The following is a 22,962-nucleotide window of genomic DNA, read 5'->3' on the forward strand; positions in this document are numbered from 1 at the left end:
TTTCAAGGTATGAAAAAGGCTGTGGCGCTATACATCCATAGATAACGACACAGCCTGTAGAACAACTTAACTAGCCAGACTTATAAGTCTTGCTTTCTCGCCATCTCTTCGTGATGTTTTTTCTCGCTAAACATCACAACGAGCAGTAGCAGCACAGCCAAGATGCTGCCGCCAATCATGACCATAAAGCCGCCGTCCCAACCGAAGTAGTCAACGGTATAACCTACGATGGCACTGGCCGCGACCGAGCCGCCTAGATAACCAAACAGACCGGTGAAGCCTGCTGCAGTACCTGCCGCTTTTTTCGGTGCTAATTCAAGGGCATGCAAACCAATCAACATGACCGGACCATAAATCAGGAAGCCGATAGTGATCATACAAGCCATATCGATACCTGGGTTACCGACTGGGTTCAGCCAGTAAATAATGGTCGCGATAGTCACTAATGTCATAAAGAACACACCCGTGGCACCACGGTTGCCTTTAAACACTTTGTCAGACATCCAACCGCACAGCAGCGTCCCTGGAATACCAGCATATTCATACAGGAAATAAGCCCATGACGATTTATCAAGTGCAAAGTGTTTGACTTCTTTCAGGTAGGTTGGTGACCAGTCGAGGATGCCGTAACGCAGCAAATAAACAAAAACGTTAGCAATGGCGATATACCACAGCAGTTTGTTAGGGAACACATACTGCATGAAGATTTGCTTGGCGGTCAGCTCTTCTTCTGCTTCTTTGCTGTAGTCATCTGGATAGTCGTTTTTGTACTCTTCAATTGGCGGTAAACCCACGGATTGAGGAGTATCACGCATCAGGCCAAAGACAATCAATGCCACTAAAATGGCACCGAAAGCCGGCATGTATAGCGCCGCTTTCCAGTCGTTAAACCAAGCCATCCCGAGGAGGAACAGCAATGGCGGCAAACCACCACCCACGTTATGGGCGCAGTTCCAGACAGAAACAATCCCGCCACGTTCTTTCTTCGACCACCAGTGCACCATGGTACGGCCACATGGCGGCCACCCCATACCCTGGAACCAGCCGCACAAGAACAGCAGCACGAACATTACGGCGATACTGGATGTTGCCCAGGGTACAAAGCCCATAAACAGCATCACGGCCGCAGAGAGAATCAAACCGGCAGAGAGGAATACTCGTGGGTTGGAACGGTCAGAAACCGAACCCATGATAAATTTTGAGAAACCATAAGCAATAGAAATACCGGATAGCGCGAAACCGAGATCCCCGCGAGAGAATCCCTGTTCGATCAAATACGGCATGGCCAGAGTAAAGTTTTTACGTACCAAATAGTAGGCTGCGTAACCGAAGAAGATACCCATGAAAATTTGCCAGCGTAAGCGGCGATAGGTGGGGTCAACCTGGTCTGCGGGAAGCCGTGCCACATGTGGCGCGGGCTTAAAAATACTCAACATGAGTGCCTCCGATGGCTTTTTTGTTGTTTTTGACTCCGGTATAGCCTGGTATCTACCCGGTAGTTAAACGGCATCCGACATTAAACGGCACCGCGACTGTCGTTTATGTTCCATAACGAGCGCCATGCTAGATAAATTCGTGGTATTTATCTGTGAGTGAAGGCGCATTTGTTACAGTTATATGAAAGCGGCGGCAATTTTGAGCGATCGGTTAACATTTTGAAACCTGTAATCATAAATTACCTGTGACATTGATCACAATCATGGTTTTTAAACACCATCTCACTTTCGTTTTTCGTTCGTTTTTGTTCCTTATCAAACAATAACCATAAAGATTGTGGCTCAATAGACTCATAATTAGCCGCCAGGCGGCTGTCTGATAATGTGGGGTCTTTCATGACGAACAGTTCTCCTTACACAGAAACGGATGTCATCATCATTGGTGGTGGTGCGACCGGCGCGGGGATCGCCCGAGACTGTGCCCGACGTGGTTTGTCTTGTACGCTGCTGGAAAGGCATGACATTGCTACCGGGGCGACTGGTCGTAACCATGGCTTGTTACACAGCGGTGCGCGCTATGCCGTGACTGACGGTGAGTCCGCCCGTGAATGTATTGAAGAAAACCGAATTCTGAAACGTATTGCTCGTCATTGCATTGAGCAAACGGATGGTTTGTTTATCACCTTGCCTGAAGACTCCCTGGATTATCAGGAGCAATTTATTGCTCGCTGTCAGGAAGCAGGAATAGCAGCTCAAGCCATTGATCCGAAACAGGCTCTGCGTCTGGAACCGGCCGTCAACCCTTCACTCATTGCTGCAGTCCGAGTCCCGGATGGTACTGTTGACCCCTTCCGTTTAACCGCTGCTAATATGCTGGATGCCCGTGAGCACGGCGCTAATGTATTAACTTACCATCAGGTTATCGGGTTATTACGCCAAGGGGATCGCGTAACAGGCGTGCGCGTTTTCGATCATAAGAATCAGCGACAGTATGATATTCATGCGCAGATCGTGGTAAATGCTGCCGGGATCTGGGGGCAACATATTGCGGAGTACGCCGATCTGCGGATCCGCATGTTCCCAGCCAAAGGCGCGTTGCTGATCTTGGGGCATCGGATCAACAACATGGTGATCAACCGCTGCCGTAAACCGGCAGATGCCGATATTCTGGTACCGGGCGATACCATCTCACTGATCGGCACCACCTCGACACATATCGAATACGATCAGATAGATAACATGGTTGTCACGCCACAAGAGGTGGATACCTTAATTCGCGAAGGATCAAAATTATCACCACAGCTGGCGCAAACGCGCATTTTACGCGCATATGCGGGGGTTAGACCCTTGGTTGCCAGTGATGATGACCCTTCGGGTCGAAATGTCAGTCGCGGCATTGTACTGCTGGACCACGCCAGCCGTGATGGGCTGGAGGGCTTCATTACCATCACTGGTGGTAAATTGATGACCTACCGGCTGATGGCGGAATGGGCGACAGACAAAGTCTGTGAAAAGCTTGGCGTGACGGCGGCCTGTACCACGGCCCAAGAACCACTGCCCGGTTCACAGCAGTCAGCAGAGCAAACTCTCAGCAAAGTGGTTTCTTTGCCTGCCAGCATTCGCGGCTCGGCGGTTTATCGCCATGGCGACCGTGCGACACAATTATTGGCCGGTAATCGTCTGGATAACAGCTTGGTGTGTGAGTGTGAGGCCGTGACTGCCGGTGAAGTGCGCTATGCCATTGAATCTCTTTCAGTCAATAACCTGCTGGATTTACGCCGCCGCACCCGTGTTGGTATGGGAACCTGCCAGGGAGAGCTTTGTGCTTGTCGTGCGGCAGGTTTACTCAACCGTTTTAAGGTGACGACACCACAACAATCCCGTGAACAGCTCGTGCAATTCCTTAATGAGCGTTGGAAAGGGGTGCGTCCAATAGCTTGGGGTGATGCTTTACGGGAAAGTGAGTTTACTCATTGGGTTTATCAAGGGCTTTGTGGCTTGGATGATACCCCGCGTTTGGCCAATGTGCAGGAGAAACACGATGAAATTTGATGTGATTATCATCGGTGGTGGATTAGCTGGGCTGGCCTGCGGTATTCGTCTAGCCGAGCAAGGCAAATATTGCGCCATTGTCAGTGCTGGTCAAAATGCGCTGCACTTTTCCTCTGGTTCTTTGGATCTGTTAGCAAAATTACCGGATGGGCGGGCAGTCAGCCAACCCCTCGGCGCGCTTGAAGCATTAGCTGAATTAGCGCCTGAACACCCTTACAGCAAGATGGGGCAAGTCGGGCTGGTGGGAGAACTGGCGCAACAAGCTGAATCCTTATTACAACGATGCGGCCTGGAGCTGGTCGGCAGCGCGGCTAAAAATCATTTACGGCTTACGCCACTGGGCAGTTGCCGCCCCACTTGGCTCAGCCCGGTGGATATTCCGGTTGCGCCATTGGAAGGCCCACTGCCGTGGCACAAAGTGGCGGTAATTGGTATTGAGGGTTTCCTCGATTTTCAACCGCAAATGGTCGCCAGCGCCTTGCAAGAGCAGGGTGTTGAGGCTACACCTGACTATCTACACCTACCTGCACTGGATCGTTTGCGGGATAACCCTAGCGAATTTCGCGCGGTAAACATTGCCCGTGTATTAGACCAACCAGAAAATCTGCAACCGCTGGCCGACGAGCTAGCACGTTTGTCATCTGCCGCAGAAATGATTTTGCTCCCCGCCTGTATTGGTCTGGATGAGTCAGCCCCATTGGAAGCGCTACGAGCTGCCGTGGGCAAACCTATTCAACTGTTACCAACATTGCCGCCGTCGTTACTTGGCATGCGCCTGCATCAAGCCCTGCGTCACCGTTTTCAGCAACTTGGCGGGATTGTGATGCCGGGTGATGCGGTATTACGTGCCGAACTGGTGGGGAACCGGATTACCGGGCTTTATAGCCGTAACCACGGGGATATTCCATTGCGTGCCGCCCAGATGGTTCTGGCCAGTGGCAGTTTCTTCAGCAATGGACTGGTGGCGACCTTTGAGCATGTCTATGAGCCCATCTTGGATCTGGATATTTTATCGCTGCCAAACCGCGCCGATTGGAGCCACAGCAATATGTTCGCGCCACAACCTTATTTGCAGTTTGGCGTGAATACCGATAACCGGCTACGGGCGCTACGTGGCGGCATTGCGTTGGATAATTTGCATGTTATTGGCGCGGTACTGGGCGGTTACGATCCGCTGCAGCAAGGCTGCGGCGCCGGAGTTTCTCTGACCAGTGCCTTGTTTGCTGCAGAGCAAATTGTCAGCGCTATGGAGGTGACACTATGACATGGTTACCACAGGACGAAGACATTCAGGATAGACATTTGGCACGTGATAACAGTTTTGAAAGTTGCATCAAATGTACGGTATGCACCACTTATTGCCCGGTCGCCAAGGTTAATCCGCTTTATCCGGGGCCAAAACAGGCAGGCCCTGATGGTGAGCGCCTGCGCCTGAAAGATCCGGCGTTGTATGACGATGCCTTGAAATACTGTACTAACTGCAAACGCTGTGAAGTGGCATGCCCGTCAGACGTGAAAATCGGTGACATCATCCAGCGCGCGAAAGCCAGTTACAGCAGCCATAAACCCAAACTGCGCGATGCTATTCTTAGCCATACCGACATCATGGGCACGTTATCTACACCGTTCGCACCAGTGATTAATGCGGTCACGGGCTTAAAACCAGTGCGGGCCTTGCTGGATAAAGCCCTGAAAATTGACCATCGGCGCGAATTACCAAAATATTCGTTTGGCACCTTCCGCCGTTGGTATCACAAACAAGCGGAAAAACAGCAGCAATATGCTGAACAGGTAGCGTTTTTCCATGGTTGCTTTGTTAACTACAACCATCCGCAACTAGGAAAGGATTTAGTCAGCGTATTCAACGCGATGAATATCGGCGTTCAATTACTTAAGCGGGAAAAATGCTGCGGTGTGCCACTGATTGCGAATGGATTTATCGAGCAGGCAAAAAAACAGGCGCGGGTGAATCTTGAGTCACTGACTGATGCGGTGATTGGCCGGGATATCCCGGTTGTTGCTACCTCTTCAAGCTGTACTTTTACATTGAGAGATGAGTATCCGCATTTATTGGATGTCGATACCGCTCCAGTGCGCGACAGAGTGGAGCTGGCGACTCGCTACATTTACCGCTTATTGGATCAAGGACGAGAGTTACCGCTGAAACCTTTATTCTCTAAAGAAAACAAACCATTGCGCATTGCCTATCACACGCCTTGCCACATGGAGAAAATGGGTTGGACGGCCTATACTTTGGCATTGTTGCAGCGCATTCCAGGTATTGAGCTGGTGGTTTTGGATTCTCAATGTTGCGGGATTGCCGGGACTTATGGTTTTAAATCAGAGAATTACGCAACAGCCCAAGGGATTGGGGCATCATTATTCCAGCAGATTGAGGAGAGTGGGGTTGATCTGGTGATTACCGACTGCGAAACCTGCAAATGGCAGATTGAGATGTCGACGAGTAAGAAGTGTGAGCATCCGATTACGTTGCTGGCACAAGCTCTTACTTTGCGTTCTTAATTAGCAGTACTTGATGACTCGGCCCTTCCCTGGGCCTCACCCGTTCAAGTTCGTCAGCCGCCTAGCTGTCACGCCAATGATTATGGGTACAGATAGGTGGCGCGAATTATTTCAGTTTCAAGGTGCTGATGATGGATTCTGCTTCAGTCTGTGCTTGTTGTTGATTCTCAGCCGGCAAAGTAATTTGCAAGGTTATCAAGTGATTATCAACTTTCCCCATTAATACTGACGAATAGGCTTTATCGCCGCCACTGGTAATAATGCTGTCCAGTTGCTGGAAGGGTTGCCCATCAACTTTAATCGCTTTATTTGTCACAACCTGAAGATTGGCATCGCGGGCGCGCTGCTGTGCAGCCAAGCGCTCGGTCAGGACATCTAAGCCTTCATCGGTATTGTCACCTAAAATCACGATAACTGCTTTATCGCCAGTTTTGTTGGCATAAACGTGCATATTGTTAGCTTGGCTGCCCATTTTCCCACTTTGGTCTGATAAATCTGCTGGCAAGCTAAAAGCAACTTTTCCTTCCAACAGACTGACCGGCTGGCCTACATTGTTATCGCTGTTACCATCACAGGCACTTAATCCGGCAACGAGCAGGCCGACGGCGAGAAACTTGGTTATTTTATGCATGAGAATCCCTTATTGATGATTAATCGTCTTATCGCACCTTATTCAGACGCCAAAAGCAATCTATTGTTCAGCGGGACTCATCTGAGTTAGCGTTTGCTGACTAGTTTTTCGGGCAAAATATTTCAGTAACACATTGAGCATCACACCATAAGCTGGCAGGAAGAAAATCATGCAGATCAGTAGTTTGAAGCTGTAATCCACTAAGGCGATTTCCACCCAGTTTGCTGCCATAAACGGATCAGTGCTGCGATAGAACGCAATAAAGAAGAACGCCATGGTGTCACTGATATTACCAAAGAACATCGCCGCGGTAGGGGCAACCCACCAGGCACTGCGTTGGCGTAGGCGGTTAAATACTTGAACATCAAGAATTTGCCCAAGCACATAGGCCATAAAGCTGGCTACAGCGATGCGTGCCACCACCAAATTAAAGCTGGTTAATGCCGGGAATCCTTGCCAGCTCCCCTGATAGAACAGGGCTGAAATCAGGTACGAAATGAGCAGTGCAGGCACCATGACAGACAAAATAATCCGGCGCGCCAAAGGAGCACCAAAAATTCGCACTGTCAGGTCAGTGGCTAAGAAGATAAACGGAAAGGTAAAAGCCCCCCAAGTGGTATGAAAACCGAAGATAGCGATCGGTAATTGCACCAGATAGTTGCTGGAGGTAATGATGACAATATGGAATAGCGACAGCCATACCAAAGCGGTCATCCGCTGTTGGGCAGTAAACGAAAACATAAATGTGACCTTTTTGGTTATTGGGGTGAGGGAACCCAAACAGAATGTGCCGCAATTTCTGCGACGCGCGGCATAATACGCGTTTGCGCAACGAATGCAATGGTTAATTTTAACGCAAACGTTAGCGCGGCTTGCACCTGAAAAACAGCAGAGTAAACTATCGAACCTCTTTTATATTGCTACTGACTGACAAGAGAACCGCAATGACCGATATTTTTGCCAATCCGGATAAAACCCTTGATGCATTGGGGTTGCGCTGCCCGGAGCCAGTGATGATGGTACGTAAAACTGTCCGGCATATGGAAGATGGCCAAACGCTGCTCATTATTGCTGATGACCCCGCCACCACCCGTGATATCCCCGGTTTTTGCCGTTTTATGGACCACCAGTTACTGGCGCAAGATACTGCACAGACACCCTATCGGTATCTGGTTAAAAAAGGGGCAAAAGCAGAGTAACTTCGCCGCTTTTGCCCAGCGATTCAAACCTCTCTTTTACGCAGTAACCTCAAGGCATTGGCGGTCACTAAGGCGGTAGCACCGGAATCTGCTAATACCGCCAGCCACAAGCCGGTTAAGCCAAGCAATGTGGTCACCAGAAAAATCCCTTTTAGCCCCAAGGCGATAGTAATATTTTGGCGAATATTGGCGTTAGCAGCTCGTGATAGCAGAATGATTTCGGCCAATCCGGTCAGCCGATTATGGGTCAGTGCGGCGTCGGCGGTTTCCAATGCGACATCCGTACCGCTGCCCATAGCAATGCCAATACTGGCGGCTTTCATGGCCGGGGCATCATTGATACCGTCGCCAACCATCAGGGTTGGTTGCATCTCATTTAGCACCATAACCGCTTGTACTTTATCGGCGGGTAGCAATCCGGCGCGGTACTCAATCCCCAGCTCACTGGCAATTGCTGCTGCGGCTCGGGGATTATCGCCAGTGAGCATCACACCTTGAATACCTAATTTTTTGAGTGAATCAATGGCTTGTTTGGCATCGGTACGTAAAGTGTCACGCAGTGCCAATAAGCCGATGAGTTTCTCATCTTCCAGTACCGCGACCGCAGTTTTACCACTGCTTTCCAACTGATCAAGTTGAGCTTGCCACTCGGCAGTTAATAATGCCGGTGATATTTTCCCTGGCGCACTGACGCGAACAGTTAGGCCGTTAACCACACCTTCAACCCCCACACCAGCCAGTGCGCGGCGATCTTCAGCTAGCGGTAACATTTGTGTACTACCCTGTTTGGCAGATTGCATTATAGCGACAGCCAATGGGTGATGTGACCCAGCCTCGACCGCTGCTGCCATCGCTAACAGGCGACTTTCACTCACACCCGATGCGGGCAGAATATCGGTAACTTGCGGTTTACCCTCAGTCAGAGTGCCGGTTTTGTCGAAAGCGACGGTTTGAATTCGGCCAAGTTGCTCTAATGCCGCCCCCCCTTTAATCAGCGCCCCACGCCGAGTTGCCGCCGCTAATGCTGAGGTAATCGCCGCCGGTGTGGAAATAACCAGCGCGCATGGGCAACCAATGAGCAATAGTGTCAGGCCTCGGTAAATCCAGGTCTCCCAAGGCTCGGCAAAAGCCAAAGGTGGAATTAGTATCACCAACGCTGAGAGAAACATAATTGCAGGGGTATAAATTCGACTAAAACGGTCAATGAAGCGCTCAATAGGTGCGCGCCGTTCTTCTGCTAATTCAATTAGTTGTAAAATGCGGTCAATGGCATTATTACCTGGCTCCGAGATAACGCGCATTTCAGTGGCGCGATCAACAGATAAGCTCCCCGCTGCGACTTTCTCGCCTTGCTGGCGCTCAACAGGAATAGACTCTCCGGTGAGGGCGCTTTCATCGAAACTGGCAAATGCGGTCATTAATTCTGCGTCTGCAGGCAGGCGGCCACCCGGCGCGATTTCAATAATATCGCCGGGGCGTAAGCTGGCGACTGGGACGAGTCTGCGCGTGCCATCTTTCAACAACAGCGCTTCTTCTGGGACCAGCGCCATTAGCGCAGTGACTCCACGTCGAGCGCGATTTGCGGCATAGGATTCGAGTAATTCACCAATCATAAACAGCAGCAACACCATAGCGGCTTCAGCTGTTGCGCCAATAAACATCGCCCCGATAGCAGCTACGCTCATCAAGGTTTCAATGGCAAAAGGTGTACCGGAACGGATGAGCTTCCAGGCTTTAGTGACTATAGGAATCAGCCCGACAATAGTGGTCGCGGTAAAGGCAAATTCACTCAGCTCAGTGCTAAATAACGAGATCCCCCAGCTGATAAGCATCAGCGTGGTTAATAATGCGATTGGTAGATATTCACTAAAGCGTGATTTTGGGGCTGGGTTCGCAACGGTTGATTGAGTATCTATCAGACTAAACCCAGCTTTTATGACGGCGCTTTGGACTTGGGGGCGAATATCCGAACTGGCATCTACCACCAATTTTTCCGTGGCGAAGATAACTTTTACATTTTCAATGCCGACCAGGCTACTGACCGCATTTTCAATCTTGCGGGCACAACTTGGGCAGTCCATCCCTTTGACTTGCCAGCTAAAACGTTGACTTCCTGAAGCTAGCGTTGCCGCAAGTATGTCACTTTCGTCATCACCCTCATCGGCATGACTTTGACTACAGCAGCTCCCTTCATGATGTGAATGCTCACTCACTGTATTTGTACTGTCACTACTGGTATTGGTTGTTTGTTTGCTACTGCAACCCGTTTGTTTTTTCGCATGGGTTTGGCCACAACCACAGTGGTTAGGTGTATCAGTTGAATGCCGATGTTCAGAATGTGAATGCATGATGCCTCCTGGACAAGATGTAAGAGAGATCTTGGATTTAACCGGTATGTCTGCACTCTACACCTTAGAGTCAACTCCAGAGTCAAGAGGGTAAATGAGAATAATTACTAAGCAGGTGGCTTAATCGGCGGCGAAGGAATGACTAAGGGGAACATATCTTACGCTACATATTCCAGCTCCGTCCTTGGAGCTGTGTCTCATTGGTCTTAAAAATCAGCATGTTGCTAAATTTTTGTACTGTCATGGGTTAATTACAAATACAGTGATCGGACAATGAGGAAATGCCCAACAAAATAGCATCCAGCGACGATGGCAGGTGCAGCGCGGAAAGATAAACGATAACGATTAAGTAGCCAGATAGTGTGTGATACCAGTAATAGCACCGTACCCGTCAGCAATGAGAAACTCAGGTCGGTACTACGAGCAAAGTACTGTTCACCTGCCATCCACACCATAAGTAATGTCATGCCGATGAAAGCGACTACCGGCCAGCGCATCTCTGCTAATTTGCTCCAGATTGTCGCCAGCAATAGCGCGCCAACAATAATTAAAACCAAGGGAAGCGGCCAGAATAGGGTAAAGGTCATCTGGCTAGCAAAGCTGATGGTATAGAGTAAATGAGAGAGGAAGAATGCACCCAGAGCATAAAGTAAGCGCTCACTGGGGAGCAGTAATAAGGCGTCTGCAACCAGCGTTGCCACCAAACCCAACACAATCAGATAGCCCGCAGGGCCGAGTATAGGTGCTTGCCATGCAAGTAATAGCAACAGTAACAAGGTAACGGGTTTGAATACCCAACGTTGCCAACGTGGGCCTCGGTAAGTTGCATCAACAAACAACCAACCGGAAAAGAATACAGCAAGGAATGGCCAGCTCATTATTTATCCTTTTTCTATACAGGTTTTAATGAAACTACCTGTGTTGTAATGACAATCCGCAACGCCAATAATTCTGAGTATACATCCATCAAGTGTAAGGGATGGAAACAAAGAGTGATAGATACGCTGAAGTGATTTGCATGATTTGTGCCACTTAATGCGTAGCAGCACGCATAATCAGATTTCGCGGAAGAATCGACCGGCCGAGCCCTTGGTCTTGTTTGGCCCACATGTTATGTTAACGCCGATTTCCGTTCGTTAAATCAAGGGATAGAGGCAATACGCCATGGCTAATGAACAATTGCTTTATCGTATTCAATTTATAAATAACGGTAAGAATTATCAGCTCTATGTCCGTGAGGTAGGCCCAAGTACCTTGTTTGGGTTTATTGAAATTGCTGATTTTGTCTTTGATAGCCAATCCACGTTACTGGTGGATCCTTCAACCGAAAAATTAAAGACAGAATTTTCCGGCGTTAACCGTAGTTATATTCCGCTTCATTCCGTGATTCGTATTGATGCGGTAACGGAAAAGGGCAGTGCTCGGATTTCCGAATTGGGCAGTAACGTGATGAGTTTCCCTTATTTACCGGGTAATAAACCTTAAATACATATCCTGAGTGAAATTCGTAAAATTTTATGAACAGACCTCCTTTGCTATTTATTGCCGTAGTTGTACTGATTGCCGTGCTGGCAACCCGTCAGTATTGGCAGAAAAAAAGGCAAGATGCGGAAAATGACCGCTCACCGGTGCGCAGCTTACAAGTTGAAGTCATTAATAAGCGAGAGGTATTGGCTCCCAATCGTCGTTCACGTCAACGTGAAGAGATTGTTGCTGAAGAAAAACGTTATGAAGTTAATTTTCGACCTATTTTCAGTGAGATAGCGTCGAAAAGTGGCAGTGAAATCAAAATGGTACTCCCACTGCAGGAATATAATCGGATTGAGCAGGGCGCCCAAGGGACGCTACGCCTACAGGGAACCCGCTATATTGATTTCACTCCCAACTCAGCCGTGACCAACAAGTGACCCAATGAGCTTACGTCAGTAAGTGATTCGGGTGAACGAAACCAGCCAACATATCTGCAACTTGAAAGATGACAACATATCTATACCCAATAGATTTCAAGATGCAGGAAGGCGGCAAAGGAGAGAGTCCCGCTGAGCTTACATCAGTAAGTGATTCGGGTGAACGAACGCAGCCAACACATCTGCAACTTGAAAGATGACGGGTAAAGGGCATTATTTCTTAGGAATAGACGGTTGCTTCTTTTGCCAGGCCAGCAATTCAAAAACTCCGAATACAAAAATTTTAAATTGTTGTAATCCACTGATGGGTTGGTCTTTAGGTTGGGTAGATTTGAGCAATACCAATTGCAACCCATGCATCAACACCATGAATATCATCGCAACATTAATAAAATATTTTAACGGCGTTGGAAACGGTTTAAATAAGTTTAAGAGCAGGAAAAACCATACTCCTAGCATCAATAATCGGCCGAGGTTAATCCACATGATGTTGCTCCTGTTCTTCAACGGATTCTGCGTATTGATGAGTCTGTTTGTTACGAATATAGAGGCGATAAGCAACTTGCCCGGCAATTTTCTCACGATGTAACTGCCAACTGGCTGGCACATCCGCGGCAGCGCTTTCAGACTCAGCTTCGACATAAATCCAGGCATCTGCCGCTAGCCAGTTAAATTGTTCCAGTAAATTGATGGTTTCAGCCAATAAGCCTTTTCGAAAAGGAGGGTCAAGAAATACCAAATCAAAAGGTTGCCCCGGTTGGGCCAGCCATTGCAAGGAGTTGGTGTGCACGACTTGCCCATTTTCGGCACTCAACAACGTCAGGTTGTTGCTCAGCTGCTTCGCGACATACCGATCAGCCTCCAGCAATATAGCTTCACCGGCATAGCGCGATAGTGCTTCCAGCCCTAGTGCACCGCTACCCGCGAAACAATCCAGGCATCGGGCACCTTGAATCATCGGCGCAAGCCAGTTAAACAGCGTTTCTCTAACCCGATCAGTGGTGGGACGCAGCCCTGGGCTATCGGGTACAGGCAATTTTCGCCCTCGCCATTTACCACCAATGATACGGATCTGCCCTGCAGATGGTGATGGGGCTTGTTTTGCTTTTACTATCGGTCGCTTTGCCATAGATCGCTTTATGTGAGAATTGGCCAGTATTGCAGCATTAAATAAAAAATTAGTTCCTATTCTACCTTTGTGTGCAGTGTGGGGGAAACGTTAAACCTTTGTTGATTGAATTCACAATAGAAAGCAGCATCGTGTGCGTGTTGCTGTTCAGGGGAAAGTGATAGACTTGCGAACTATTATCTTATTTATGCAAACCCAAAGTAATTAGAGTCCAAAAATGGCAAAAGATAAAAAACGTGGATTTTTTTCCTGGCTGGGTCTCGGCCGGCAGAATGAAGAAAACACAGCAGAGCCATTGGCTACTGAGAAAGACAATGCTGCAGAGCCGGTTGTCGAAGAGCAAGCTATCAGCGAAAAACAGGCTAATATAGCGCCTGAAAGCACTATAACCGAGCCTGTAGCAGAACACTCGGCACTCACTCCAGGTGAGTGGGATAGCGCTGCCATTAGTGAAGTTGCGGCTAAAATTTTACCAGAAGTGGTAGCAGAACCCACTGCGCAATTTGTTGAAGAGCCTATAGTTATTGAAGAAACTATAGTCATTGAGAAACCTATAGCCGTTGAAAAATCTATAGATTCTGCTGAAGACCCTCAGTATTTACAGCATCATTTCTCGCAGCATCACTCTTCACAACAGAGTGATGATAAGAATATTACTTCATGGGATGAAGGCTCTGTCAGTGCGCCAGAACTGCCGTTGATGGAAGATAATGTTGTTATTGATACTCCGGAACCGCAAGCCGTTGTGGAAGAACCGCTGAATGAGGTTATTGAAGAGCTTGATATCGTTGACATTGAAGACGATAAAACGGAAGAGAAATTCGTACCCGTAGCTGCCCAGGAGCAAGAGCGGCCAACTAAAGAAGGCTTTTTTGCCCGGTTAAAACGCAGCTTAATTAAAACCAAGCAGAATCTCGGCTCCGGTTTTATGGGGTTGTTCAGTGGTAAAAAAATTGACGACGATCTCTTTGATGAGCTGGAAGAACAGCTCCTGATCGCCGACGTTGGCGTCGAAACGACCCGTAAAATTATTACCTCTTTGACAGAACACGCCAGTCGTAAGCAACTAAAAGATGCTGAAGCGCTGTATGGCAAGCTCAAAGAGGAAATGTCTGAAATTCTGTCTAAAGTAGACAAACCATTGGATGTCAGCGGCAAAAGTCCGTACGTCATCTTAATGGTCGGTGTTAATGGTGTGGGTAAGACCACCACCATCGGTAAACTGGCGCGTCAATTCCAGGCTGAAGGTAAATCCGTCATGCTGGCCGCGGGTGATACTTTCCGCGCTGCTGCGGTAGAGCAACTGCAAGTTTGGGGTGATCGCAACAAGATTGCTGTTGTGGCACAGCATACCGGTGCCGATTCCGCATCGGTAATTTTCGATGCTATTCAGGCAGCTAAAGCCCGTGGTATTGATGTGCTGTTGGCTGATACTGCGGGGCGCTTGCAGAATAAAGCTCACTTGATGGAAGAGCTGAAGAAGATTGTCCGCGTGATGAAAAAGCTGGACGGCGATGCCCCACATGAGGTTATGCTGACGTTGGATGCCAGTACCGGACAAAATGCGGTTAGTCAGGCGAAACTGTTTAATGAAGCCGTGGGTCTGACGGGTATCACCCTGACGAAGCTGGATGGCACCGCCAAGGGCGGGGTAATTTTTGCCATTGCAGACCAGTTCGGTATCCCAATCCGTTATATCGGTGTTGGGGAAGGTATCGAAGATTTACGGCCATTTAAGGCTGACGATTTTATTGAGGCTCTTTTTGCCCGAGAGGATTAATACGGATGATTCGCTTTGAACAGGTCAGTAAAGCTTATCTAGGCGGTCGACAGGCACTGCAAGGGGTAGATTTTCATCTGCGTCCGGCGGAAATGGCGTTTTTGACCGGCCACTCTGGTGCTGGGAAAAGTACTCTGCTGAAACTGATTTGTGGTATCGAACGGCCGAGTGCCGGCCATATCTGGTTTGGTGGTCACGATATCAGCCGCTTGAAAAACCGCGAAGTACCATTCTTGCGTCGCCAGATCGGGATGATCTTCCAGGATCACCATCTCCTGCTCGATAGAACGATATATGACAATGTTGCTATGCCCTTGATTATTGCTGGTGCCAGCACCGAAGATATTCGCCGTAGAGTGTCAGCAGCATTGGATAAAGTGGGGTTATTGGATAAGGCGAAGAATTTCCCTATCCAACTTTCCGGTGGTGAGCAACAGCGTGTCGGTATTGCTCGGGCGGTGGTGAACAAGCCTGCGGTATTACTGGCGGATGAACCGACAGGTAACCTGGACGATGCGTTATCAGAAGGTATTTTGCGCTTGTTTGAAGAGTTTAACCGTGTGGGTGTTACCGTGTTAATGGCAACTCACGATACATCATTGATTGCCCGGCGACGCTACCCAATCTTGACTCTGAGTCAGGGGCGGATGTTAGGAGCGCATCATGGCGAATAATGCGCAGAAAGCAAAAACCAAGGCGCTGAAAGGCGGTTGGCGCGAACAGTGGCGCTATTCGTGGGTTAATGCCATTGCCGATATGATGCGCCAACCCTTGGCGACGTTGTTAACCGTGATGGTCATTGCTATCTCACTGACACTGCCAAGTGTGTGCTATATCGTATGGAAAAACGTCAGTCAGGCAGCCGATCAATGGTATCCGACTCCGCAACTGACCGTTTATCTGGATAAGGCTCTGGATGATAATGCGGCTGAAAATGTCGTAACCGCACTGAAAGCTGAAGCCGGTGTTGAGAAGGTTAACTATCTGTCGCGAGAAGAAGCGATGGGTGAGTTCCGCAACTGGTCTGGTTTTGGGGGGGCACTGGATATGCTGGAAGAGAATCCATTGCCCGCAGTAGCTATTATCACCCCTAAATTGGATTTCCAGAGTTCAGGAACGCTGGATACTCTCCGTGACCGAGTGAGCAAGGTTGAAGGTATCGCTGAAGTTCGCATGGACGACAGCTGGTTTGCTCGTCTGGCAGCCTTAACGGGGTTAGTTGGTCAAGTTGCTGCAATGATTGGTGTTTTAATGATAGTTGCTGTGTTCTTGGTGATTGGTAACAGCGTACGTTTAAGCATCTTCAGTCGGCGAGACACTATCAATGTCATGAAACTGATTGGTGCAACCGATGGATTTATTTTGCGACCATTCTTGAACGGCGGGGCCATGTTGGGCTTTAGTGGCGCAGTGTTATCACTGATTCTGTCTGAAGCACTGGTATGGAAGCTGGGTTCGGTGGTTACGCAGGTAGCCACAGTGTTTGGCACCAGCTTTACATTACACGGCTTAAGCTGGGATGAGTGCCTATTATTGGTATTGATCTCTGCCATGATTGGCTGGATCGCTGCCTGGCTGGCGACGGTTCAACATTTACGCCGATTTACACCGCAGTAAAAAATGTTTGTTATACTCTTTCCCTGCGGTGTTTAAATTAAGGCAGGGAAAGAGTGGTTGTTTGCCCGTTAATTCCGCTGACTCTCCCCTGACACACTCCGGGTTATCTGCTAGGATCTACAGTTGAAGAATGTGATCCAGTTTGAACTTTTTTGGCAATAACCAGTCGAATAACACAGTGAAATGATAAGGTGCCCAGCGCTTGAATCTGCCTAAGCAGATGCTAAAATATCGGCGTTGAGATAAAACCGCACTATACCTAACCTATAGATGCAATGAGAGGGTTTTGAATGACCAAAGAAATGCAAACTTTAGCCTTAGTACCCCAAGGTAGTCTGGAAGCCTATATTCGGGCTGCCAATGCCTATCCGATGCTGACTGCAGAGGAAGAGCGGGAGCTGGCTGAACGGCTGCATTACCAGGGCGATCTGGGAGCGGCTAAACAGCTTATCCTGTCTCACCTGCGCTTTGTCGCTCATGTTGCCCGCAACTATTCTGGGTATGGCTTGCCACAAGCTGACCTTATCCAGGAAGGTAATATTGGCTTGATGAAAGCGGTTCGCCGTTTTAACCCTGAGGTTGGGGTGCGTCTGGTGTCTTTCGCGGTACATTGGATCAAAGCAGAAATTCACGAATATGTTTTGCGTAACTGGCGAATTGTTAAAGTCGCGACCACGAAAGCTCAACGTAAGTTGTTCTTTAATCTGCGTAAAACCAAGCAGCGTCTGGGCTGGTTTAATCAGGATGAAGTAGAGCTGGTTGCCAAAGAACTGGGTGTGACCAGTAAAGATGTTCGCGAGATGGAATCACGTATGTCCGCTCAGGATATGACTTTCGATCCATCTCCAGATGACGAAGCTCGTGACGGTCAATCTATGGCCCCAGTCCTGTATTTGCAGGATAAAACCTCTGACTTTGCTGATGGCATCGAAGAGGACAACTGGGATAACCACGCGGCAGATAAACTGTCTTATGCGTTGGAAGGATTGGACGAGCGGAGCCAGCATATTATTCGTGCCCGTTGGCTGGACGATGATAATAAGTCTACGTTGCAGGAGCTGGCTGATCAGTATGGTGTATCTGCTGAACGTGTTCGTCAGCTTGAAAAGAACGCGATGAAAAAATTACGTATGGCAATCGAAGCCTAATAAGGCGATGACGATGCGGTAATACGACAAAAAGGGCGATTGATATCGCCCTTTTGCTTTTCTGATATTTACGGTGGCGATTGATACAGTAGCGCCATGCTACCCTTACGACTGCCGCTGCCAGCCTCGCGTACTGCGGGTAAAACCGTTGGCGTGCATAAAGCCGTCCATTGCTGCACGGTGTTCGATCGTGACTTGCTCATCACTTAGATGCCAGTGCTTGATTGCTGGCAGCTGACGCAATGTTTCTTCAATCAGATATAACCCCACTCCACGACGACGCGTCACCTCCCTGACCCATAAGTCCTGAAGCTCTGCTTGTTCACCATCTACCCTGATTTTAACTGCACCTAACAGACGCTCATTAAAACGTGCGGCGAAGAGGGGTTTACCATCTTGAATCCATTGCTGCCAGAGAGCAGGCTGTTGCGCAGGCCAAATTTTAGCTAAATCGATAAGGTCCTGATGAGTAAGGATTGTTAATCGTTCAATAGTCAGTTTCATCGTTGCTAGACCACAAAGAGATAAGGGTTATGGGGTTGTGGTTTATTGTACTAGATCACAGGTCAGAGCGTTGTGTAAGTTTTTCTGTACGTTCATGGGGGAAAATGTTTTTTCGATACTGCATTTTCCGAGTTTTAGCAGAGTAAATGATCACATATCCAGCACAACTCACTAGCATTTGTGCAAAACCCATTCAATTTAATCCTAATTTTATGCTGTTTACACCGCTTGTTTCTGCTTGTCTCAGTTGATTTACAGCATAAAACTCCTGTTTAATAGCATGAAAAATAAAGTCTTATTAGAAAAAAGCATGACTTTTGAGACTAAATCATTATTAATTATGAATAAAACGTTAAAGCACGATAAAAAACGTTAAGAAAAACACAATAAGCACGTTCACAACGACAGATGGGGTATTCGCGGATGAAATTAACAAAAGGTAAAGTGTTGCTGGCTGGGTGTATAGCAATGGCGATGAGCCATTCTGTGCTGGCGAAAGACATTAAAGTTGCCATTGTTGGCGCTATGTCCGGTCCGGTTGCCCAATATGGTGACATGGAATTTACCGGTGCACGTCAGGCTATTGCTGATATCAATGCTAAAGGCGGAATTAAAGGCGATAAACTGGTTGGCGTAGAATACGATGATGCCTGCGACCCTAAACAAGCAGTGGCTGTCGCTAACAAAGTGATTAACGATGGTATCCGCTATGTCATTGGCCACCTATGCTCTTCTTCAACTCAGCCAGCTTCAGATATCTATGAAGATGAAGGCGTGATTATGATCACCCCAGCGGCGACCAACGCGGATCTAACCACTCGTGGTTACAAAATGATTATGCGCACCACTGGCCTGGACTCTGACCAAGGCCCTACCGCGGCAAAATATATTCTTGAGACCATCAAACCTAAACGTATCGCCGTTGTGCATGACAAACAGCAATATGGTGAAGGTTTGGCGCGTTCTGTACGTGACAGCCTGAAAAAGCAGGGCACAGAACCTGTGCTGTTTGAAGGTGTGACTGCGGGCGATAAAGACTTCTCTACATTGGTTGCCCGTTTGAAGAAAGAGAACGTCGATTTTGTTTATTTTGGTGGTTACTACCCAGAAATGGGGCAAATTCTGCGTCAGGCTAAGCAAGCCGGTCTGACCGCTCGCTTCATGGGCCCAGAGGGTGTTGGTAACTCCTCACTGTCTAATATCGCTGGTGATGCTTCTGAAGGCATGTTAGTGACATTACCAAAACGTTATGACCAAGTTCCTGCTAACCAGCCTATCGTTGATGCGCTGAAAGCGAAGAAGCTTGACCCAACTGGCCCGTTCGTTTGGACAACCTATGCCGCACTGCAATCACTGACTACGGCTATGGAGCGCAGTGGCAGCCAGGAACCTGCTGATTTGGTTAAAGATCTGAAAACCGGTAAGCCGGTTGAAACAGTGATGGGGCCATTGAACTGGGATGAAAAAGGCGATTTGAAAGGGTTTGAGTTCGGTATTTTTGAATGGCACGCGGATGGCTCATCTACCGCAGTCAAATAACAATAATATTAGAATCATCAAGTTGTAGGGTTGCTCTCGCAGCAATCCGGCCCCTTTTACCAACTGCATCCTCCCAAGTCCTGGGGGGATTTTTTCCTCTCTGCACACAGTAGATTTGGCGCAGTTGGCTAGGGCAGCCAGGCAAGTGAATCAAAGGGTTAGGGTATGTCAGAGCAGTTTCTTTATTTTCTGCAGCAGATGTTCAACGGTGTTACGTTGGGCAGCACTTATGCGCTGATCGCCATTGGTTATACCATGGTGTACGGCATTATCGGCATGATCAACTTCGCTCACGGCGAAGTGTATATGATCAGCAGTTACGTCTCATTTATCGTGATCGCGGCATTGATGATGATGGGGATCGATGCCAGTTGGTTACTGATCGGTTCCGCTTTTCTCGTCTCGATCGTGATCGCCAGTGCCTATGGTTGGAGCATTGAACGGGTAGCATATAAGCCAGTTCGTAGCTCTAAGCGTTTGATCGCACTGATCTCTGCGATCGGGATGTCTATCTTCCTGCAAAACTATGTCAGCTTGACCCAAGGTTCCCGCGATCTGGCATTACCCAGTTTGGTGACGGGTCAGTGGACTCTGGCAGAAACCAATGGTTTTGCCGCAACCATCAGCACCATGCAACTGACTATTTGGATAGTCACCTTCCTCGCCATGTTGGCATTGACACTGTTTATTCGTTATTCCCGTATGGGGCGAGCATGCCGTGCCTGTGCTGAAGACTTAAAAATGGCCAGTTTACTGGGCATTAATACTGACCGAGTTATTTCGCTGACTTTTGTTATCGGCGCGTTAATGGCTGCAGTTGCCGGGGTCTTACTGGGGCAGTTTTATGGTGTGATTAACCCATATATCGGTTTTATGGCTGGCATGAAAGCTTTCACCGCTGCAGTATTGGGCGGCATTGGCAGTATTCCGGGGGCGATGATTGGTGGTTTGATTCTGGGTGTGGCTGAAGCATTAACCTCTGCTTATCTCAGTACCGAATACAAAGACGCAGTTTCATTTGCGCTGTTGATTGTTGTGCTGCTAGTGATGCCTACCGGGATCTTAGGTCGTCCGGAGGTTGAAAAAGTATGAAACAACTCAATTTCCTTAACGCCATTCTTTCCAGCTTTGTTTTACTGGTACTTGCCTCGTTTGTGATGGGTTTGCAGCTGCAATTAGATGGCACCAAACTTATCGTACAAGGTGCTTCAGAGGTTCGCTGGTTGTGGATTGGCGCGGCTTGTCTCGTAGTTTTCTTCTTCCAACTTGTGCGCCCGTACATACAGCAAGGTATTAAAAAAGTCTCTGGCCCGGCTTGGGTGTTACCTAGCTTTGACGGCACCACACCACGGCAAAAACTATTGGCTGCTGCAATTATTATTGCCGCAATAGCTTGGCCATTTCTGGTTTCCCGCGGTTCAGTTGATATCGCTACATTGACACTTATCTATGTCATGTTGGGCTTGGGGTTGAATGTCGTGGTTGGGCTATCCGGCTTGCTGGTGCTCGGCTATGGCGGTTTTTATGCTATTGGCGCCTATACCTATGCTCTGCTAAATCACTATTATGGCTTAGGTTTCTGGGAAAGCTTGCCTCTGGCAGGTATTGTTGCGGCCCTGTCAGGATTTCTACTGGGCTTCCCGGTCTTGCGTTTGCGCGGAGATTATTTGGCGATCGTGACATTGGGCTTCGGTGAGATTGTGCGTATTTTGCTGCTCAATAATACCGAGATTACCGGCGGTCCTAATGGTATTAGCCAAATTCCTAAACCAACACTGTTTGGCTTGGAATTTAGCCGTACAGCGAAAGATGGTGGTTGGGACACCTTCCACAATTTCTTTGGCCTGAATTATGACCCAAGTGACCGCATCATTTTCTTGTATATGGTCGCACTGTTATTAGTCATTCTGACCCTGTTCGTGATTAACCGGCTGTTGCGTATGCCGCTGGGTCGGGCATGGGAAGCACTGCGCGAAGATGAAATAGCTTGTCGTTCATTGGGCCTCAGTCCAACCAAAATCAAGCTAACAGCATTTACCATCAGTGCTGCGTTTGCCGGTTTTGCCGGTACGTTATTTGCTGCCCGCCAAGGATTTGTCAGCCCGGAATCCTTCACCTTTGTTGAATCGGCTTTCGTGCTGGCGATTGTGGTATTAGGTGGGATGGGGTCGCAGTTTGCGGTCATTCTGGCCGCTGTGTTGCTGGTGGTTTCGCGTGAATTAATGCGCGATCTCAATGCCTACAGTATGTTGCTGTTAGGGGCATTGATGGTATTGATGATGATTTGGCGTCCACAAGGTCTGTTGCCAATGAAACGGCCACAACTGAAGCTGAAAGTGGCAGATATCAAGGCTAAACAGGGGGAACAAGCATGAGTACGCAACCTTTGTTGGCTGTTGAAGGGCTGTCGATGCGTTTTGGTGGATTGTTGGCGGTAAACAATGTCGGTCTGACCCTCAATCAAGGGGAGATTGTTTCGCTGATTGGCCCAAATGGGGCCGGTAAAACCACCATTTTTAACTGTTTAACCGGTTTTTATCGCCCGACTGGCGGCACCATTAAGTTGCGTGATCGTCATCTTGAAGGGTTACCCGGCCAGATGATTGCCCGCATGGGGGTCATTCGTACTTTTCAACACGTGCGCTTGTTCCGTGAAATGACGGTAGTGGAGAACTTGCTGGTAGCACAGCATCAGCACCTTAAAAGCGGCGTATTTGCTGGTTTGTTGAAAACTCCGGGTTTTCGCCGAGCAGAGGCTGATGCATTGGAACGTGCGGCAACCTGGTTGGATCGTGTTGGGTTATTAGATTTGGCTAATCGCCAGGCAGGGAATCTAGCTTACGGTCAGCAACGGCGCCTAGAAATCGCTCGCTGTATGGTGACCCGTCCTGAGTTATTGATGTTAGATGAACCGGCTGCGGGTTTGAATCCGAAAGAGACTGATGAACTGAATCAGTTGATTATGGAATTGCGCGACCAGCATCAGGTTTCGGTATTGCTCATTGAGCATGACATGAAACTGGTGATGGGGATTTCTGATCGTATATATGTGGTGAATCAGGGGACTCCGCTGGCTCATGGTACTCCAGCAGAGATTCGTAATAACCCGGATGTGATCCGCGCCTATTTGGGCGAATAAAAAATGGGCG

General features: G+C 48.5%; 23 protein-coding genes. 14 read left to right on the forward strand and 9 right to left on the reverse strand.

Going from position 1 to position 22,962, the window contains the following annotated elements; genetic code table 11:
- Nucleotides 1-80 precede the first annotated feature (80 nt).
- Together glpT and DJ58_RS23660 are read right to left on the reverse strand one after the other, a co-directional pair.
- The gene (gene glpT / locus DJ58_RS07945) at nucleotides 81-1,436 is read right to left on the reverse strand and encodes a glycerol-3-phosphate transporter (RefSeq protein WP_004710164.1); all 1,356 of its coding nucleotides are present in this window, start codon (nucleotides 1,434-1,436) and stop codon (nucleotides 81-83) included.
- Between the two features lie 239 nt (nucleotides 1,437-1,675).
- Complete coding sequence (locus tag DJ58_RS23660) at nucleotides 1,676-1,834, reverse strand: hypothetical protein (RefSeq protein WP_004710167.1); 159 nt, start codon at nucleotides 1,832-1,834, stop codon at nucleotides 1,676-1,678.
- Between DJ58_RS23660 and glpA the strand changes: the two genes are divergently transcribed.
- The 3 genes from glpA to glpC are packed head-to-tail and all read left to right on the forward strand — an operon-like array spanning nucleotide 1,833 to nucleotide 6,011.
- Entirely contained in the window at nucleotides 1,833-3,488 is a 1,656-nt protein-coding gene (gene glpA / locus DJ58_RS07940; protein WP_004710166.1) for an anaerobic glycerol-3-phosphate dehydrogenase subunit A, read from the forward strand. The genes DJ58_RS23660 and glpA overlap by 2 nt on opposite strands.
- The gene (gene glpB / locus DJ58_RS07935; RefSeq protein ID WP_032911364.1) at nucleotides 3,478-4,752 is read left to right on the forward strand and encodes a glycerol-3-phosphate dehydrogenase subunit GlpB; all 1,275 of its coding nucleotides are present in this window, start codon (nucleotides 3,478-3,480) and stop codon (nucleotides 4,750-4,752) included. The genes glpA and glpB overlap by 11 nt, the downstream gene beginning before the upstream one ends.
- A complete protein-coding gene (glpC, locus tag DJ58_RS07930; protein WP_032911365.1) occupies nucleotides 4,749-6,011 on the forward strand; it encodes an anaerobic glycerol-3-phosphate dehydrogenase subunit GlpC in 1,263 nt (420 codons plus the stop codon). Before glpB ends, glpC begins: the two co-directional genes overlap by 4 nt.
- Nucleotides 6,012-6,117: 106 nt before the next feature.
- Here the strand turns inward: glpC and DJ58_RS07925 are convergent, their stop codons facing one another.
- On the reverse strand, nucleotides 6,118-6,642 hold the full coding sequence (locus tag DJ58_RS07925; RefSeq protein ID WP_004710171.1) for a DcrB family lipoprotein: 525 nt from the start codon (nucleotides 6,640-6,642) through the stop codon (nucleotides 6,118-6,120).
- A gap of 60 nt (nucleotides 6,643-6,702) precedes the next feature.
- On the reverse strand, nucleotides 6,703-7,383 hold the full coding sequence (locus DJ58_RS07920; RefSeq protein WP_004710173.1) for a 7-cyano-7-deazaguanine/7-aminomethyl-7-deazaguanine transporter: 681 nt from the start codon (nucleotides 7,381-7,383) through the stop codon (nucleotides 6,703-6,705).
- A 203-nt stretch (nucleotides 7,384-7,586) separates the two neighbouring features.
- On the opposite strand from DJ58_RS07920, the gene tusA reads away from it, so the two are divergent.
- Complete coding sequence (tusA, locus tag DJ58_RS07915; RefSeq protein WP_004710175.1) at nucleotides 7,587-7,841, forward strand: sulfurtransferase TusA; 255 nt, start codon at nucleotides 7,587-7,589, stop codon at nucleotides 7,839-7,841.
- 23 nt (nucleotides 7,842-7,864) lie between these two features.
- Here the strand turns inward: tusA and DJ58_RS07910 are convergent, their stop codons facing one another.
- Entirely contained in the window at nucleotides 7,865-10,189 is a 2,325-nt protein-coding gene (locus DJ58_RS07910) for a zinc/cadmium/mercury/lead-transporting ATPase (protein WP_032911367.1), read from the reverse strand.
- 251 nt (nucleotides 10,190-10,440) lie between these two features.
- Nucleotides 10,441-11,067: a lysoplasmalogenase gene (locus DJ58_RS07905; protein ID WP_004710181.1), complete on the reverse strand. Its 627-nt coding sequence runs from the start codon at nucleotides 11,065-11,067 to the stop codon at nucleotides 10,441-10,443.
- A gap of 286 nt (nucleotides 11,068-11,353) precedes the next feature.
- On the opposite strand from DJ58_RS07905, the gene DJ58_RS07900 reads away from it, so the two are divergent.
- Together DJ58_RS07900 and DJ58_RS07895 are read left to right on the forward strand one after the other, a co-directional pair.
- Nucleotides 11,354-11,674 (forward strand): DUF1820 family protein, encoded by a 321-nt coding sequence (locus DJ58_RS07900; RefSeq protein WP_004710182.1) that lies wholly within the window; start codon nucleotides 11,354-11,356, stop codon nucleotides 11,672-11,674.
- 32 nt (nucleotides 11,675-11,706) lie between these two features.
- On the forward strand, nucleotides 11,707-12,096 hold the full coding sequence (locus DJ58_RS07895) for a DUF2500 domain-containing protein (RefSeq protein ID WP_032911369.1): 390 nt from the start codon (nucleotides 11,707-11,709) through the stop codon (nucleotides 12,094-12,096).
- Nucleotides 12,097-12,309: 213 nt separating this feature from the next.
- Here the strand turns inward: DJ58_RS07895 and DJ58_RS07890 are convergent, their stop codons facing one another.
- Both DJ58_RS07890 and rsmD read right to left on the reverse strand, forming a co-directional pair.
- Complete coding sequence (locus tag DJ58_RS07890; protein ID WP_032911371.1) at nucleotides 12,310-12,582, reverse strand: DUF1145 family protein; 273 nt, start codon at nucleotides 12,580-12,582, stop codon at nucleotides 12,310-12,312.
- Nucleotides 12,572-13,225, reverse strand: coding sequence for a 16S rRNA (guanine(966)-N(2))-methyltransferase (gene rsmD, locus DJ58_RS07885; RefSeq protein ID WP_004710188.1), 654 nt, complete (start codon nucleotides 13,223-13,225; stop codon nucleotides 12,572-12,574). The genes DJ58_RS07890 and rsmD overlap by 11 nt, the downstream gene beginning before the upstream one ends.
- A gap of 217 nt (nucleotides 13,226-13,442) precedes the next feature.
- On the opposite strand from rsmD, the gene ftsY reads away from it, so the two are divergent.
- From ftsY to rpoH, 4 genes are all read left to right on the forward strand, one after another.
- Entirely contained in the window at nucleotides 13,443-15,005 is a 1,563-nt protein-coding gene (ftsY, locus tag DJ58_RS07880) for a signal recognition particle-docking protein FtsY (protein WP_004710190.1), read from the forward strand.
- A 5-nt stretch (nucleotides 15,006-15,010) separates the two neighbouring features.
- Nucleotides 15,011-15,679 carry a cell division ATP-binding protein FtsE gene (gene ftsE, locus DJ58_RS07875; RefSeq protein WP_004710191.1) on the forward strand — a complete coding sequence of 223 codons (669 nt, stop codon included), beginning with the start codon at nucleotides 15,011-15,013 and terminating at the stop codon, nucleotides 15,677-15,679.
- On the forward strand, nucleotides 15,669-16,622 hold the full coding sequence (ftsX, locus tag DJ58_RS07870) for a permease-like cell division protein FtsX (RefSeq protein ID WP_032911373.1): 954 nt from the start codon (nucleotides 15,669-15,671) through the stop codon (nucleotides 16,620-16,622). The genes ftsE and ftsX overlap by 11 nt, the downstream gene beginning before the upstream one ends.
- A 290-nt stretch (nucleotides 16,623-16,912) precedes the next feature.
- On the forward strand, nucleotides 16,913-17,770 hold the full coding sequence (gene rpoH / locus DJ58_RS07865) for an RNA polymerase sigma factor RpoH (protein WP_004391342.1): 858 nt from the start codon (nucleotides 16,913-16,915) through the stop codon (nucleotides 17,768-17,770).
- Between the two features lie 105 nt (nucleotides 17,771-17,875).
- On the opposite strand, the gene panM is transcribed toward rpoH, so the two are convergent.
- The gene (panM, locus tag DJ58_RS07860; RefSeq protein ID WP_004710196.1) at nucleotides 17,876-18,274 is read right to left on the reverse strand and encodes an aspartate 1-decarboxylase autocleavage activator PanM; all 399 of its coding nucleotides are present in this window, start codon (nucleotides 18,272-18,274) and stop codon (nucleotides 17,876-17,878) included.
- Nucleotides 18,275-18,697: 423 nt separating this feature from the next.
- Here panM and DJ58_RS07855 point away from each other — a divergent pair, with 423 nt between their 5' ends.
- The 4 genes from DJ58_RS07855 (at nucleotide 18,698) to livG (ending at nucleotide 22,952) form a co-directional block, all read left to right on the forward strand.
- Nucleotides 18,698-19,813, forward strand: a complete 1,116-nt coding sequence (locus tag DJ58_RS07855) for a branched-chain amino acid ABC transporter substrate-binding protein (protein WP_004710200.1) — start codon at nucleotides 18,698-18,700, stop codon at nucleotides 19,811-19,813.
- A gap of 165 nt (nucleotides 19,814-19,978) precedes the next feature.
- On the forward strand, nucleotides 19,979-20,905 hold the full coding sequence (gene livH / locus DJ58_RS07850) for a high-affinity branched-chain amino acid ABC transporter permease LivH (protein ID WP_004710203.1): 927 nt from the start codon (nucleotides 19,979-19,981) through the stop codon (nucleotides 20,903-20,905).
- Nucleotides 20,902-22,188, forward strand: coding sequence for a high-affinity branched-chain amino acid ABC transporter permease LivM (locus DJ58_RS07845; protein ID WP_032911374.1), 1,287 nt, complete (start codon nucleotides 20,902-20,904; stop codon nucleotides 22,186-22,188). Before livH ends, DJ58_RS07845 begins: the two co-directional genes overlap by 4 nt.
- Nucleotides 22,185-22,952: a high-affinity branched-chain amino acid ABC transporter ATP-binding protein LivG gene (livG, locus tag DJ58_RS07840; RefSeq protein ID WP_032911376.1), complete on the forward strand. Its 768-nt coding sequence runs from the start codon at nucleotides 22,185-22,187 to the stop codon at nucleotides 22,950-22,952. The genes DJ58_RS07845 and livG overlap by 4 nt, the downstream gene beginning before the upstream one ends.
- Nucleotides 22,953-22,962 lie beyond the last annotated feature (10 nt).

This window comes from Yersinia frederiksenii ATCC 33641 (genome assembly GCF_000754805.1).
Taxonomy (GTDB): Bacteria; Pseudomonadota; Gammaproteobacteria; order Enterobacterales; family Enterobacteriaceae; genus Yersinia; species Yersinia frederiksenii.

Coding starts and splice junctions, on each gene's coding strand:
- panM (WP_004710196.1), bottom strand. CDS start 18,274: ATGAAACTGACTATTGAACGATTAACAATCCTTACTCATCAGGACCTT.
- rsmD (WP_004710188.1), bottom strand. CDS start 13,225: ATGGCAAAGCGACCGATAGTAAAAGCAAAACAAGCCCCATCACCATCT.
- DJ58_RS07895 (WP_032911369.1), top strand. CDS start 11,707: ATGAACAGACCTCCTTTGCTATTTATTGCCGTAGTTGTACTGATTGCC.
- DJ58_RS07855 (WP_004710200.1), top strand. CDS start 18,698: ATGAAATTAACAAAAGGTAAAGTGTTGCTGGCTGGGTGTATAGCAATG.
- DJ58_RS23660 (WP_004710167.1), bottom strand. CDS start 1,834: ATGAAAGACCCCACATTATCAGACAGCCGCCTGGCGGCTAATTATGAG.
- ftsY (WP_004710190.1), top strand. CDS start 13,443: ATGGCAAAAGATAAAAAACGTGGATTTTTTTCCTGGCTGGGTCTCGGC.
- glpT (WP_004710164.1), bottom strand. CDS start 1,436: ATGTTGAGTATTTTTAAGCCCGCGCCACATGTGGCACGGCTTCCCGCA.
- glpA (WP_004710166.1), top strand. CDS start 1,833: ATGACGAACAGTTCTCCTTACACAGAAACGGATGTCATCATCATTGGT.
- livH (WP_004710203.1), top strand. CDS start 19,979: ATGTCAGAGCAGTTTCTTTATTTTCTGCAGCAGATGTTCAACGGTGTT.
- DJ58_RS07890 (WP_032911371.1), bottom strand. CDS start 12,582: ATGTGGATTAACCTCGGCCGATTATTGATGCTAGGAGTATGGTTTTTC.
- DJ58_RS07900 (WP_004710182.1), top strand. CDS start 11,354: ATGGCTAATGAACAATTGCTTTATCGTATTCAATTTATAAATAACGGT.
- DJ58_RS07925 (WP_004710171.1), bottom strand. CDS start 6,642: ATGCATAAAATAACCAAGTTTCTCGCCGTCGGCCTGCTCGTTGCCGGA.
- DJ58_RS07845 (WP_032911374.1), top strand. CDS start 20,902: ATGAAACAACTCAATTTCCTTAACGCCATTCTTTCCAGCTTTGTTTTA.
- rpoH (WP_004391342.1), top strand. CDS start 16,913: ATGACCAAAGAAATGCAAACTTTAGCCTTAGTACCCCAAGGTAGTCTG.
- glpC (WP_032911365.1), top strand. CDS start 4,749: ATGACATGGTTACCACAGGACGAAGACATTCAGGATAGACATTTGGCA.
- DJ58_RS07910 (WP_032911367.1), bottom strand. CDS start 10,189: ATGCATTCACATTCTGAACATCGGCATTCAACTGATACACCTAACCAC.
- ftsE (WP_004710191.1), top strand. CDS start 15,011: ATGATTCGCTTTGAACAGGTCAGTAAAGCTTATCTAGGCGGTCGACAG.
- DJ58_RS07920 (WP_004710173.1), bottom strand. CDS start 7,383: ATGTTTTCGTTTACTGCCCAACAGCGGATGACCGCTTTGGTATGGCTG.
- DJ58_RS07905 (WP_004710181.1), bottom strand. CDS start 11,067: ATGAGCTGGCCATTCCTTGCTGTATTCTTTTCCGGTTGGTTGTTTGTT.
- ftsX (WP_032911373.1), top strand. CDS start 15,669: ATGGCGAATAATGCGCAGAAAGCAAAAACCAAGGCGCTGAAAGGCGGT.
- glpB (WP_032911364.1), top strand. CDS start 3,478: ATGAAATTTGATGTGATTATCATCGGTGGTGGATTAGCTGGGCTGGCC.
- livG (WP_032911376.1), top strand. CDS start 22,185: ATGAGTACGCAACCTTTGTTGGCTGTTGAAGGGCTGTCGATGCGTTTT.
- tusA (WP_004710175.1), top strand. CDS start 7,587: ATGACCGATATTTTTGCCAATCCGGATAAAACCCTTGATGCATTGGGG.